This is a genomic window from Ottowia oryzae (assembly GCF_003008535.1).
GTDB lineage: Bacteria > Pseudomonadota > Gammaproteobacteria > Burkholderiales > Burkholderiaceae_C > Ottowia > Ottowia oryzae.
Genome location: NZ_CP027666.1, coordinates 1,738,933 through 1,751,123, shown reverse-complemented (window position 1 = coordinate 1,751,123; position 12,191 = coordinate 1,738,933). Strand labels below are relative to the sequence as shown.

At 68.2% G+C, this 12,191-nt stretch carries 10 protein-coding genes and 1 tRNA gene; 2 read left to right on the top strand and 9 right to left on the bottom strand.

The genetic code is table 11. The features are described from left to right. Positions 1–8: 8 nt before the first annotated feature. From C6570_RS08160 to C6570_RS08135, 6 genes are all read right to left on the bottom strand, one after another. Positions 9–569, bottom strand: a complete 561-nt coding sequence (locus C6570_RS08160) for a CHRD domain-containing protein (RefSeq protein WP_164675512.1) — start codon at positions 567–569, stop codon at positions 9–11. Positions 570–911: 342 nt separating this feature from the next. Further along, a tRNA-Ser gene (locus C6570_RS08155) sits at positions 912–1,001 on the bottom strand. A 126-nt stretch (positions 1,002–1,127) separates the two neighbouring features. Beyond that, positions 1,128–1,748: a nucleotidyltransferase family protein gene (locus tag C6570_RS08150; RefSeq protein WP_245896360.1), complete on the bottom strand. Its 621-nt coding sequence runs from the start codon at positions 1,746–1,748 to the stop codon at positions 1,128–1,130. Next, positions 1,745–3,058 carry a serine--tRNA ligase gene (gene serS, locus C6570_RS08145; RefSeq protein ID WP_106702765.1) on the bottom strand — a complete coding sequence of 438 codons (1,314 nt, stop codon included), beginning with the start codon at positions 3,056–3,058 and terminating at the stop codon, positions 1,745–1,747. The genes C6570_RS08150 and serS overlap by 4 nt, the downstream gene beginning before the upstream one ends. 220 nt (positions 3,059–3,278) lie before the next feature. After that, complete coding sequence (gene ispH / locus C6570_RS08140) at positions 3,279–4,250, bottom strand: 4-hydroxy-3-methylbut-2-enyl diphosphate reductase (RefSeq protein ID WP_106702764.1); 972 nt, start codon at positions 4,248–4,250, stop codon at positions 3,279–3,281. Between the two features lie 145 nt (positions 4,251–4,395). Next, complete coding sequence (locus C6570_RS08135; RefSeq protein WP_106702763.1) at positions 4,396–4,839, bottom strand: FKBP-type peptidyl-prolyl cis-trans isomerase; 444 nt, start codon at positions 4,837–4,839, stop codon at positions 4,396–4,398. A 56-nt stretch (positions 4,840–4,895) separates the two neighbouring features. Here C6570_RS08135 and radC point away from each other — a divergent pair, with 56 nt between their 5' ends. Continuing rightward, a complete protein-coding gene (gene radC, locus C6570_RS08130) occupies positions 4,896–5,573 on the top strand; it encodes a RadC family protein (RefSeq protein WP_106702762.1) in 678 nt (225 codons plus the stop codon). Between the two features lie 41 nt (positions 5,574–5,614). Next, on the top strand, positions 5,615–6,202 hold the full coding sequence (locus C6570_RS08125) for a Smr/MutS family protein (protein ID WP_106704589.1): 588 nt from the start codon (positions 5,615–5,617) through the stop codon (positions 6,200–6,202). A 104-nt stretch (positions 6,203–6,306) separates the two neighbouring features. Here C6570_RS08125 and C6570_RS08120 read toward each other — a convergent pair whose 3' ends face one another. The 3 genes from C6570_RS08120 to C6570_RS08110 form a co-directional block, all read right to left on the bottom strand. Next, a complete protein-coding gene (locus tag C6570_RS08120; protein ID WP_164675511.1) occupies positions 6,307–8,433 on the bottom strand; it encodes a TonB-dependent receptor family protein in 2,127 nt (708 codons plus the stop codon). A gap of 52 nt (positions 8,434–8,485) precedes the next feature. Next, positions 8,486–9,934, bottom strand: a complete 1,449-nt coding sequence (locus C6570_RS08115; protein ID WP_106704588.1) for an aldehyde dehydrogenase family protein — start codon at positions 9,932–9,934, stop codon at positions 8,486–8,488. An 83-nt stretch (positions 9,935–10,017) separates the two neighbouring features. After that, positions 10,018–12,120, bottom strand: a complete 2,103-nt coding sequence (locus C6570_RS08110; RefSeq protein ID WP_106702760.1) for a PQQ-dependent dehydrogenase, methanol/ethanol family — start codon at positions 12,118–12,120, stop codon at positions 10,018–10,020. Between the last annotated feature and the right edge of the window lie 71 nt (positions 12,121–12,191).

Sequence of the window (12,191 nt, the reverse complement as noted above, 5' to 3'; positions counted from 1 at the left end):
GTGCGCCGTCAGTGCTGCTCGATCAACTGGCCGCGAATCTCGCCATCGGGGTAGCGCGCCGTGATGAGGTTCACATACCACTGGCCATTCAGCAAATCGGCGCGCTGCTTGGGCGTCAGCGTCGCCCGCCCTTCCGAAGGGCTGAGCACCGCGCGGCCGAGCGACACCACGGGCGCCGCCACCTCGCCGCTCATGCCGGGGCTGTGAAAACTGGCGCGGCGCACGGGGCCGCTCAGCTGCGTGAAATTGAGCTTCCACTGCAGCAGCCCCGTCTTGCGGTTAAGCACCGCCACCAATTCGCCCTGCCCCGCACTGTCGGTGCGCGGCACCGCGTCTTGCGCCCGCAACACCGCGCGGAAAGCCGCCAGCTCTGGCTGACGCGCAGGCGCTTGCGGCGTGGTGGCCACGGGCGGCGCAGGGCGCACCGAAGGGCTGGAACACGCAGCCGTGAGCGCCGCCAAGGCCAGCGACAAGCCGACCTGGCCCAGCCGACTCAGCGAATCCCTGCGCGAACCTAGTTCGGCAATTGGGCGACAGAAGGTGGAAGGCGAAGAAACGGTGGCAGGCATGGGCGCAACCATAGCATTGGCAGCGGGCCGCAGAATACCGATCCGTTACAAGTCGGCATGAGCCGCCCCGGGGCCTACGTGGGCTGTTTGATTTAAGCCGGGGCATCCCATCGGTGGCCGCACTTGCGAGTGGCAGGTAGGCGGCTTCCTCAGCCGGCGCGGGCGCCGGTACACGGCAGGCAAGGCCTTGGGGCACGGTGAGAGACGCAACACTGCCCGGCACAGCCACTTGAGCGCTGCTGCGCTATCGGTTGCCGTAGGCAGGATTAGGCAAAAAGCTACCCGACGCGCACAAAGAAAAGGGCCTGAACTACATTTTCTGTAGCATCAGGCCCTTGTGATTGGCGGAGAAGGAGGGATTCGAACCCTCGATACGGTGAACCGTATACCGGATTTCGAGTCCGGCGCATTCGACCACTCTGCCACCTCTCCTGTGTCTGTGTCGAATGGCGGATTCTAGCAGCACAGACGAGCTAGTGGGGCCGCCTGGGCCTCGGAATCCGCAAGCGTGTGGGCAGCGGCCGGTCTGGGTTCGCTGGCGGGCCGCTGGCCTGGGGATCAAACCACCTGCAGCCAGGGCCAGCGCTGGCGGTAGCTGGCTGCCTTGGCGGCGAACATGGCGGGTTGGCCAAACTTGCGGTTGATGCGCAAGCGGCCTGCCTGCAGGTCGCCCAAGCCATGGGGTGCGTACAGCTGGCCGGTGTCGACCTGGATGCCGACGCAGGTGCATTCGACCAGGTAGCGGTCGATGCCGTCTTGGGCGCTTTGCAATGGCGGGTACGGTGCGCCAAAGCGTTGGGGGTACCAGAGGTGGACTCTGGCCTGGTTGCGGATTTCGACGGTGGCGTTCAGGTCTGCGAACAGGGCCTGCGCGCGGCGGATGACGGTGTCTTCGGCTTGCCAGGACAGATCGCTGCCGTCGAAGTAGAAGACATCGTAGTCGCTGACGCCCGCGTCGGGCGGCTGGCCACTGCGCTGGTTCCAGAGCGCCTGGAACAAGCACCCGGCCGTCAGGCGGCATTGGGGCAGGCCCAGCGCCGGCAGGCGGCGCAGCAGCTCGGCGTTGACGGGGTTGCTGCGGGCGATGGCGATGAACTGGGCATCGGTCAAGGGCGCCATCGGCACCACAGCCAATTCATCCGCCGAGGGCGCGCCCGCGTCCTGCGCGCCTGCGTTCACGCGGCGGACAGTTTCTCCAGCCCGCCGAGGTAGGGCCGCAGTGCTGCGGGCACGTTGATGGAGCCATCGGCGTTCTGGTGGTTTTCCAGCACGGCGACCAGGGCGCGGCCCACGGCCAAGCCTGAGCCGTTGAGGGTGTGCACCAGCTCGTTCTTGCCTTGCGCGTTCTTGAAGCGCGCCTGCATGCGGCGGGCCTGGAAGGTTTCGCAGTTGCTGACCGAGCTGATTTCGCGGTAGGTGTCTTGCGCGGGCACCCACACTTCCAGGTCGTAGGTCTTGGTGCTGCCAAAACCCATGTCACCGGTGCACAGCAGCACCACGCGGTAGGGTAGCTCCAGCTTTTGCAGCACAGCCTCGGCGTGGCCGACCATCTGCTCCAGCGTGTCGTAGCTTTGGTCGGGGTGGGTGATTTGCACCATCTCCACCTTGTCGAACTGGTGCTGGCGGATCAGCCCGCGCGTGTCGCGACCGGCGCTGCCCGCCTCAGAGCGGAAGCACGGCGTGTGGGCCGTCAGGCGGATGGGCAGATCGGCCTCAGGCACGATCTCGCCAGCCACCACGCTGGTCAGCGTGACTTCGGACGTGGGGATCAGGTACAGCGCTTCGCCCTCGCCGTCCTGGCCGCCCTTTTTCGCGGCGAACAGGTCGGCCGCGAACTTGGGCAGCTGCCCGGTGCCTTTCAAGGTGTCGGCGTTGACGATGTAGGGCGTGTAGCACTCGGTGTAGCCGTGCTCGCCCGTCTGCAAGTCCAGCATGAACTGCGCCAGCGCGCGGTGCAGGCGCGCGACGGGCCCGCGCATGAACGAGAAGCGCGCGCCGGCCAGCTTGGTGCCTGTTTCAAAGTCCAGGCCCAGCGGTTCGCCCAGCTCGACATGGTCGCGCACGGGAAAGTCGAACGCGCGCGGCGCCAGGCCATGCGGCGCCCAGCGGCGCACTTCCTGATTGCCGGTTTCGTCGGCGCCCACGGGCACGCTGGGGTGCGGCAGGTTGGGCACGCCCAACAACAGGTCGTTCAACTCGGCCTGCAGCGCGTCCAGGCGGGCGGCAGAGCTGTCCAGCTCGTCCTTGATGGCGGCCACCTGGGCCATCAGGTCGTCGGCGCTTTCGCCCTTGGCCTTGCGCTGGCCGATCTGCTTGCTGGCCGTGTTGCGCTGCGACTGCAGCTCTTCGGTGCGGGTTTGAAGCGTTTTGCGCTCGGTTTCCAGCGCCTGGAAAGCGGCCACGTCCAGAAAGGGCTGGGGGTTCTTGCGCGACTGCAGACCGGCGACCACGCGGTCCAGGTCTTTGCGGAGAAGAAGGGGATCAAGCATGGCCGAGATTGTAGGGCGCGCGGGTCGGCCAGCGCGGCGGCGGGGCCGCGGGGCGGCCCTCAGCTGCGCCCGCCCGGTAGCACCCCCGCGAGCGGAGCGGCTGGCACGCTGCCCTAGGGCATTGTTACAAGACAAACAGGACTCTAGCGCCCATGCAGCAAGCGCTGGCAGCTATGCTTTTGATATCAAAGCGCCAGGTGCCCTACCCGCGCCACGTCGCTCAGCGCAGGTGTTCCAGATTCACCTCGGCGGCGCCTTCCAGCCGCAGGCCCTTGGGCAGGGGGAACTTCACCGTCTCTTCGATGCCCGCCAGCTTGCTGACCGACACGGCGCCCAGCGCGCGCAGCCGCTCGATCACCTGGCGCACCAGGATGTCGGGCGCCGACGCACCCGCCGTCAGGCCGATGCGCTGCTTGCCCTCCACCCAGGCGGGCTGCAGTTCGTCAGCGCTGTCGACCATGTACGCCTCGGTGCCCAGCTTGGCCGCCAACTCACGCAGGCGGTTGCTGTTGCTGCTGGTGGGGCTGCCCACGACGATGACCACGTCCACCTTCGGCGCCAGCAGCTTCACTGCGTCCTGCCGGTTCTGCGTGGCGTAGCAAATGTCTTGCTGCTTGGGCTCGCGCACCTGCGGAAAGCGCGCCTTCACGGCGGCGGAGATGCCGGCCGCGTCGTCCACGCTCAGCGTGGTCTGGGTGACCACGGCCAGCTTGGCCTCTTGGGCGGGTTGGATGCGCGCCACGTCTTGCACGTCTTCCACCAGGTGGATGCCGCCGTCCAGCTGGCCCATCGTGCCTTCCACTTCGGGGTGACCCTTGTGGCCGATCATGATGAATTCGTAGCCTTCCTTGCGCAGCTTGGCCACTTCCACGTGCACCTTGCTGACCAGCGGGCAGGTGGCGTCGAACACCTGGAAACCGCGCTCCTCGGCCTCGCGCTCTACCGACTTGGGCACGCCGTGCGCGCTGAACACCAGCGTGGCGCCGGGCGGCACGTCGGACAGCGCTTCGATGAAGATCGCGCCCTTGGCCTTCAGATCGTTGACCACGTAGGTGTTGTGCACGATCTCGTGGCGCACGTAGATCGGCGCGCCAAACTTGGCCAGCGCGCGTTCGACGATCTCGATGGCGCGGTCCACCCCCGCGCAAAAGCCGCGCGGCTCGGCCAGGACGATGTCTTGGGCAGTGTTCATCTTCAATACCAATCCATGCATGCTGGCGGCACAAACATCGCGCCCGGCCCACCAGCGAACGCCGTGGCCGAACCTGCGTCGGCCACAGACGTTGTCCCCCTCCCGCCGGGGAGGGGGAAGGTGTGCAGCGCCTCAGGGGGTGCTTTCACAGTACCCCGATCAGCTGCACTTCAAACGTCACCGGCTGGCCTGCCAGCGGGTGGTTGAAGTCCAGCCGCAGCGCGCCATCGTCGCGCACATCCAGCACCACGCCGGCGAACTGGCCCAGGCCGTCGGGCGTGGGCAGCTGCACCACGTCGCCCACGTCGTAACGCTCGTTCGGGTCGCCCATGCTGTCCAGCTCGCGGCGGGCCAGCCACTGGATCATGTCGGGGTTGCGGTCGCCAAAGGCGGCGCCTGCGGGCAGCTCAAAAGTGGCGTGGGCGCCCTCTTGCAGGCCGATCAGGCGTTCTTCGACGGCGGGCGACAGTTCTCCCGTGCCCAGCGTCAGCGTGGCGGGTTTGCTGCCAAAGGTGCTGATGACGTCGCCCTGCGGGCCAGCCAGGCGGTAGTGCAGCGTGAGGAAAGAGCCCGGATCAACGGTGGTCATGAATGTCCCAGATAAACTGACCCGGATTGTAGGAAACCCCCGTTGTTGCCCCGGTCATGACGTTAAAAGACCTTCCGCCCGACGCCCGCCCGCGCGAAAAGCTGCTGGCGCGCGGCGCAGGTGCGCTGTCCGATGCCGAGCTGCTGGCCCTGCTGCTGCGCACGGGCACGGCCGGGCGCGGCGTGCTGCAAATGGCTCAGGAAGTGCTGGACAGCTTTGGCGGCCTGGCCGGGCTGCTGCACGCCAGCGCCGACGACTTGAAGCGCATCAAGGGGCTGGGCGGTAGCGCCAAGCGGGCCGAGCTGGTGGCCGTGCTGGAACTGGCGCGCCGCGCGCTGGCCGAGCAGCTGCGCACCCAGCCGGTGTTTGAAACGCCAGGCGCCGTCAAGGACTACGTGCAGCTGCAGCTGGGCCAACGCCCGCACGAGGTGTTTGCCGTGCTTTTTCTGGACAGCCAGCACCGGCTGATCGCGCTGGAAGAGCTGTTTCGCGGCACGCTCAGCCAGACCAGCGTGTACCCGCGCGAAGTGGCCTTGCGCGCCCTGCACCACCACGCGGCGGCCGTGGTGCTGGCGCACAACCACCCCAGCGGCAGCGTGCGGTCCAGCCGCGCCGACGAGGTGCTGACGCAAACGCTGAAAACCGCGCTGAGCCTGCTGGACGTGCGCGTGCTGGACCACGTCATCGTCGGCCCCGGCCAGGCGCTGTCGATGGCCGAACAGGGGCTGCTGTGAAAGCCCATTCGCTGCAAGACCTGAAGGCCATCAAGGCCGAGATGGCACAGGCGCGCCAACGCGAGCTTGAGCTGGCCGCGCAGCGCGCCGCCGCCCAGCGCCAGGCCCGCGCCGACCAGACCTTGTTTGCGCGCGCCGTGGGCCCTGCGCAGCCGCTGCGCGCGCACGGCCGCGTGGTGCACGCACCGGCTGGCGCCCCGCCCGAGCCGCGCCAGCGCCAGTTGGACGACCAGGCCGTGCTGCGCGAATCGCTGTCTGACGAATTCGACGCCAGCACGCTGCTGCACGTGGACGGCGACCTGAGCTTCAGCCGCCCCGGCGTGGGCACGGACGTGACGGCCAAGCTGCGGCGCGGCCACTGGGCGGTGCAGCGCGAGATCGACCTGCACGGGCTGCGCACCGACGAGGCGCGCGAGGCGCTGGGCCAATTCATTCGCGGCGCGTACCGCGCGGGCGTGCGCTGCGTGCGCGTGGTGCATGGCAAGGGCTTGGGCTCGCCAGGGCGCACGCCGGTGCTCAAGGGCAAGGTGCACGGCTGGTTGATTCAAAAGAAGGAAGTGCTGGCCTTTGTGCAGGCCCGCCCGCTGGAAGGTGGGGCGGGCGCCGTGGTGGTTTTATTGGACAAATAGGCCGCCATCGCAGGCAGCACCAGCGCTGGCAGCTATCTTTTTTTATAGCCAACCGCAGGGCTTGCATACGCTGCACGGGCCGCACAGGCCACCTTGGCCCCGCTTCAGAATGCGTAGCTCGCGCTGACGCCCACCGCCCACTGCCGCCCCGGCGCGGGCTCAAAAAACCGGCCGTTGCCGTCGTTGACGATGACCGAGCCCACATAGCGCTTGTCGCCCAGGTTGTCCACCCGCAGGTATTCGCGCAGCGTCCAGCCGCCCGCGCGCTGTTGCCAGCCCAGGCGCAGGTTGAACACGGTGGCGGGCGAGGTGCGGTCGGAATTGCTGTCGTCCACCGCCATGCGGCCCAGGTGCATGGCCTCCAGCGCGGCGTTGAAACCCGGCCAAGCCTTGGGTTGCCAGGCCACTTCGGCAAACAGCGTACGTTCCATGGTGCCAGGGATGCGGTTGCCCTTGGGCACCGTGGCGCCGCCGCTGCTGAAGGCGTCGGCAAAGCGCGCGTTCAGGGTTGACAACGCCAGGTGGGCGCGCCATTCGGGGGTGAACTGCGCGGTGTACGCCACCTCGACGCCCGAGCGCGTGGTGCGCCCCGCATTGGCGTAAATGCTGCGCCCGCCGCTGCTGGCGGCCACCACCAGTTCGCCCTGCGTGCGGATGTGAAACAGCGCCACGTCCAGCCGCTGCGTGTCAGACAGGCGCGTCTTCAGCCCCACTTCGGCGTGGGTGCTGCGCGCGGCGCGCAGGTCCAGGTTGGGGCCGCTGCCGCCGGCACGGTAGCCCATCTCGGCCAGCGTGGGCGTGTCAAAGCCGCGCCCCACGTTGGCGTACACGTTGGTGTTTTCACCCAGGTGGCGTGTGATGCCCAGCATGGGCTGCATCGCGTTGAACCGCGTGCGGCCGCTGTCGTCGGGGTTGCCGGGGCGGATGAAATGGTCGCGCACGCGCAGGTCGATGCGGCTGGCGCGCAGGCCGGCAACGGCGCTCCATTGCTCGTTGATGGCCCAGTCGCCCTGCGCGTACAGGCCGGTGCTTTGGGCGGTGTCGTCCTCGTCGCGCTTGAGGTCGCCGCGCGCGCCCAGGTTGTTGATGTAGCCGCGCCGGTGCTCGCGCATCTGCTCCAGCTCCAGCCCCGCCGTCAGGCGCAGCCGCCCCTGGCCCATCGCCATGCCGTGGCTGAACGCCAGGCCCAGGCCGCTGTAGCTGCGGTCCAGATCGACGATGCCGCCCGCCGCCGTGGGCGCGGTCTGCGCCGACAAGGGGATGGACAGGCGGTTGTCCAGATCGCGCTGGCCGTAGTAGGCGCGCGCGGTGATTTCGGTGTCGGCATCGGGGCGGTGGCTCAGCACCGCGCCCAGCTGCGCCTGCGATACGCTTTTGCCCGCCTGATATTCGGTCGATCGTGCATCGGCCTGGCGCGGGTTGGCCTGCATCTGCGCACGCGTCAGGCCCAGCGCGTCGCCAGACTGCGGCTGGTCGAACACGTTGGCCACCAGCGTGAGGCGCGTGCGCTCGTCCAGGTCGATGCGCAGTTTGGCGTTCAGGTGGCGGCGCCGGGCGGCGCTGTTGTCGCGCCAGCCGTCGGTGCGAAAGTCGCTGACATCCAGCACGTAGTTCAGCCGGCCCTGCTGGCCCGCCGCCTGCGCGCCCAGGCGCAGCAGGCCGTTGGGGGCCACGTCCACCGTGCCGGTGACGGTGGGGCGCGCGGGCCCATCGGCGGTGAACACCTGCACCACGCCGGCCGACGAATTGCCGTAGAGCAGCGCCATGGGGCCGCGCAGCACCTCGAGGCGCGCGGCCGAAGGCAGGCTGATGGTGGACGCCTGGCCCTGCCCGTCGGGCATGGTGGCGGGGATGCCGTCCACGATCACGCGCGCGCCGCGAATGCCGAAGGCCGACCGCGCGCCCGATCCGCGGATCGACAGCTGCAGATCCTGCGCGTAGTTCTGCCGGTTCAGCACCGTGATGCCGGGCACGCGGTTGAGCGATTCGGACAGGTTCACGCGCGGGCCGGCCTGGTCGATGGTGGCCTGGTCCACCGACTGCACGGCGGCGGGCACGTCAAAGCTCTTTTGCGCCTGCCGCCCGGCGCTGATGACCACCTCATCCAGCGAAGTGTTTGGCTCGGCGGGCGTGGGCGTGGGTGTGGGCGCGGTCTGCGCATGGCCCGGCGCGGCCAGCAGCGTGCCCAGGCACGCCGCAGCGCAGGATCGGCCCAGGCTCTTCAAGCCCAACAGGCCTCCAGCGCCCGTGCAGCAAGCGCCGGCAGCTATCTTTTTGATATATTCATGCGGCAACGAGCTTGGCCTCGAAGCCCATCACCGCCTTGACTTCAAGGAACTCACGAAAGCCGTAGTCGCCCCATTCCCGGCCATTGCCCGACTGTTTGTACCCGCCAAAGGGGGCGGCAAAGTCGGGCCCCGCGCCGTTCAGGTGCACCATGCCCGTGCGCAGGCGCGCGGCCACGCGGCGGGCGCGGTCCAGGTCGGCCGATTGCACGTAGCCCGACAGGCCGTAGGGCGTGTCGTTGGCCATGCGGATGGCGTCTTCCTCGGTGTCGTACGGGATGACGACCAGCACCGGCCCAAAGATTTCTTCGCGGGCGATGGTCATGTCGTTGCGCACGTCGCCAAACACGGTGGGTTTGACGAAAAAGCCCTTGGCCATGCCATCGGGGCGGCCGGGCCCGCCGGTGGCCAGCGTGGCGCCTTCGTCCAGGCCCTTTTGAATCAAGCCCTGGATCTTGCTGAACTGCGCCTGGCTGGCCACGGGGCCCATGTGCATGCCTTCGGCCATGGCGTCGGCGATGCGGGTGGCGTCGGCCACGGCCTTGGCAATGGCCAGCGCCTGGGCCTGTTGGGCGCGGGGCACGAACATGCGGGTGGGCGCGTTGCAGCTTTGGCCCGAATTCATCAGCACCGCCTGCACGCCCTGCGTCACGGCGGTTTCCAGGTTGGCGTCGTCCAGCACGATGTTGGCCGACTTGCCCCCCAGCTCTTGCGCCACGCGCTTGACGGTATCGGCGGCGGCCTTGGCCACGGCGATGCCCGCGCGGGTGGAGCCGGTGAAGGTCATCATGTCGATGCCAGGGTGCGCGGCCATGGCTTCGCCCACGCCGGGGCCGTCGCCGTTGACCAGGTTGAACACGCCCGGCGGCACGCCCGCCTCGTCCAGGATCTCCGCCACCAGCAGCGCGTTCAGCGGCGCCACCTCTGAGGGCTTCAGCACCATCGTGCAACCGGCCGCCAGCGCGGGCGCCACCTTGCACATGATCTGGTTGATGGGCCAGTTCCACGGCGTGATCATGCCGACCACGCCCACCGGCTCATGCAACACGGCGGTGGTGCCGCGCACCTCTTCAAACGGAAACGCCTTGAGCACCTCGATGGCCACGCCCAGGTGCGCCAGCCCCAGCGCGGCCTGCGCCGATTGGGACAGCCACAGCGGCGCGCCCATTTCTTGCGACACGGTGCTCACCACATCGTTGAAGCGCTTCTGATAGACCGCCAGCACGCGGGCGAGCAGCGCCAGCCGCTCTTCGCGCGTGGTTTTGGAATAGCTTTCAAAGGCGCGCCTTGCTGCGGCCACGGCCTTGTCCACGTCGGCGGCGGTGCCCAGGCTGATGCGGCCCACCGGCTCTTCGGTGGATGGGTTGACCACATCGTGCGTGCGCGCCTGCGGCTCGGCGGGGGCGACCCATTGCCCGTCGATGTAGAACTTGGTCGAATCTTTCATGCTGATTTGCTCCGTGATGCCAAACAGGTTCCAGGGCCTGTTGCCCCGCGGCGCCAGCACAGTGGCGCGGCGGGGCGCGGCCCTTACTTCTTGGGCCGGATGGAATCGGCCGTGCCCTGGATGAAGGCCTTGATCGCCTCCACCTCGTCGTTCGTCAGCTTGCCGGTGAAGTCCGGCATGCCCCGGTCGGTGGCCGGGCCTTTGAAGATGAACTTGCTCAGGTCGCGGATGATGGCCGCGTCCATGTAGCCCAGGTTGGGAATGGCGCCGCCGCGCGACACGCCGGGCACGCCGTGGCAGGCCAGGCAGTTGGCCAGGTACAGCCCGGCGCCCAGCTGCGCCTTGGCCGGGTCGTAGGGCACGCCCTGAACGAGCTTGCCCATGCGGTACTCGACGAATGCAGGCATCTTGGCGGTGGCCCCCACCGCAAACGCGTACACGGTGCCGGGGCTGTTGCGTTCGGTGGCGCGGTCGGCCAGGCCGCCCACACCGCCCCAGCCCACGGCCACGGCGACGTACTGCTGCCCATCCACCGTGTAGGTGCTGGGCGCAGCCACCACGCCGGTGCCTACGGGCGATTCCCACAGCTTTTCGCCGTTGGTGGCGTTGTAGGCCACCATGCGCCCGTCGGCCGTGCCCTGGAACACCAGGTTGCCCGCCGTGGTGAGCGTGCCGCCGTTCCATGGCGCAACGTGCTCCACCCGCCAGGCTTCTTTTTGCGCCACCGGGTCCCACGCCACCAGGCGGCCCATCGGCTTGCTGGTGGGCGGCTCGGCCGGGATGACCTTGGCGGTGTTCCAACCCGTGCCGGACTGCAGCTGCCCCGGCGCGCTCTGGTTGAAGCGCCAGTTCTTGTCGTCCTTCAGCTCAATCGGGATGTGCTGCGCGGGCAGGTACACCAGCCCCGTTTTGGGGTTGAACGACATGGGGTGCCAGTTGTGCGCGCCGTTGGGGCCGGGGATGGCGTCGTTAGGCTTGTCCACGTCGCGGGCCGAGGCGATGCCGATCGGCCGGCCGTTCTTGTCGTAGCCGGTGGCCCAGTTCACGTCCACGAAGTTCTTGGCCGATATGAAGCGGCCCGTGACGCGGTCGATCACGAAGAAAAAGCCGTTCTTGGGCGCGTGCAGGATCACCTTGCGCGGCTTGCCGGCGATGGTCAGGTCGGCCAGGATCATCGGCTGGGTGGAGGTGTAGTCCCAGTTGTCACCCGGCGTTTCCTGGTAGTGCCATTTGTAGTGGCCGGTGTCCGGGTCCAGCGCGACGATGGAGGCCAGGTACAGGTTGTCGCCGCCCTTGGGGCTGCGCGCGCGGTGCGACCAGGGCGACCCGTTGCCGGTGCCCACGTACATCAGGTTGAGCTGCGGGTCGAACACCATCGAATCCCACATGGTGCCGCCGCCACCGGCTTGCCACCACTTGCCGCTCGGGTCCCACGTCTTGGCGGCGCGGCGCATGGATTCGTCTTCAAACGGCTTGCTGGGGTCGCCCGGCACGCTGTACCAGCGCCAGATCTGCTTGCCGGTTTCGGTGTCGTACGCGGTGATGTAGCCGCGCACGCCGTATTCGGCGCCGCCGTTGCCGATGATCACCTTGCCCTTGAACACGCGCGGCGCGCCGGTGCTGGTGTAGGCGCCCTTTTGGCCTTCGATGGTGTTCTTTTCCCAGACCACCTTGCCGGTGACTGCGTCCAGCGCGATCAGCCGCCCATCGAACGCGCCCACGTAGACCTTGCCCTTCCACAATGCCACGCCGCGGTTGACCACGTCGCAGCAGCCCTTCGATCCCATCGTGCGGTCCACCTTCGGCTCGTACGTCCACAGCTTCTGGCCGGTGCGCGCGTCAATGGCGTGCACCACGCTCCAGGACGCGGTGACGTACATCACGCCGTTGACCACCACGGGCGTGGCCTCCACGCCGCGCGTGGATTCCAAGTTGTACGACCAGGCCAGGCCCAGCTTGTTCACGTTGCCGGTGTCGATCTGGCTCAGGCGGCTGTAGCGCGTCTCGGCGTAGTCCACGCCGATGGTCGGCCAGTCGGGCGTCTTGGCGGCATTGGCGCGGATGAAGGCCTGGTCCACCTGTTGGACGGCCGCAGCGCGGGCCGCGGCCGGCTGCTGGGCGGGCACGGTGGCGGCGCCCAGGCACAGCGCTGCGCCCAGTGCCCAGCCGATGGGGCGATTGATCATGCTGTCTCCTTCGTTCTTCGCGGGATCGTTACGCGCAGAGCATCGCGATGCGGGCCGTTACACGCACCTCA

Excerpts from the sequence above, each read along its gene's own strand:
- C6570_RS08115 (WP_106704588.1), bottom strand. The coding sequence starts at position 9,934 with ATGAAAGATTCGACCAAGTTCTACATCGACGGGCAATGGGTCGCCCCC.
- C6570_RS08160 (WP_164675512.1), bottom strand. The coding sequence starts at position 569 with ATGCCTGCCACCGTTTCTTCGCCTTCCACCTTCTGTCGCCCAATTGCC.
- radC (WP_106702762.1), top strand. The coding sequence starts at position 4,896 with ATGACGTTAAAAGACCTTCCGCCCGACGCCCGCCCGCGCGAAAAGCTG.
- C6570_RS08125 (WP_106704589.1), top strand. The coding sequence starts at position 5,615 with ATGGCACAGGCGCGCCAACGCGAGCTTGAGCTGGCCGCGCAGCGCGCC.
- C6570_RS08110 (WP_106702760.1), bottom strand. The coding sequence starts at position 12,120 with ATGATCAATCGCCCCATCGGCTGGGCACTGGGCGCAGCGCTGTGCCTG.
- C6570_RS08135 (WP_106702763.1), bottom strand. The coding sequence starts at position 4,839 with ATGACCACCGTTGATCCGGGCTCTTTCCTCACGCTGCACTACCGCCTG.
- ispH (WP_106702764.1), bottom strand. The coding sequence starts at position 4,250 with ATGAACACTGCCCAAGACATCGTCCTGGCCGAGCCGCGCGGCTTTTGC.
- serS (WP_106702765.1), bottom strand. The coding sequence starts at position 3,058 with ATGCTTGATCCCCTTCTTCTCCGCAAAGACCTGGACCGCGTGGTCGCC.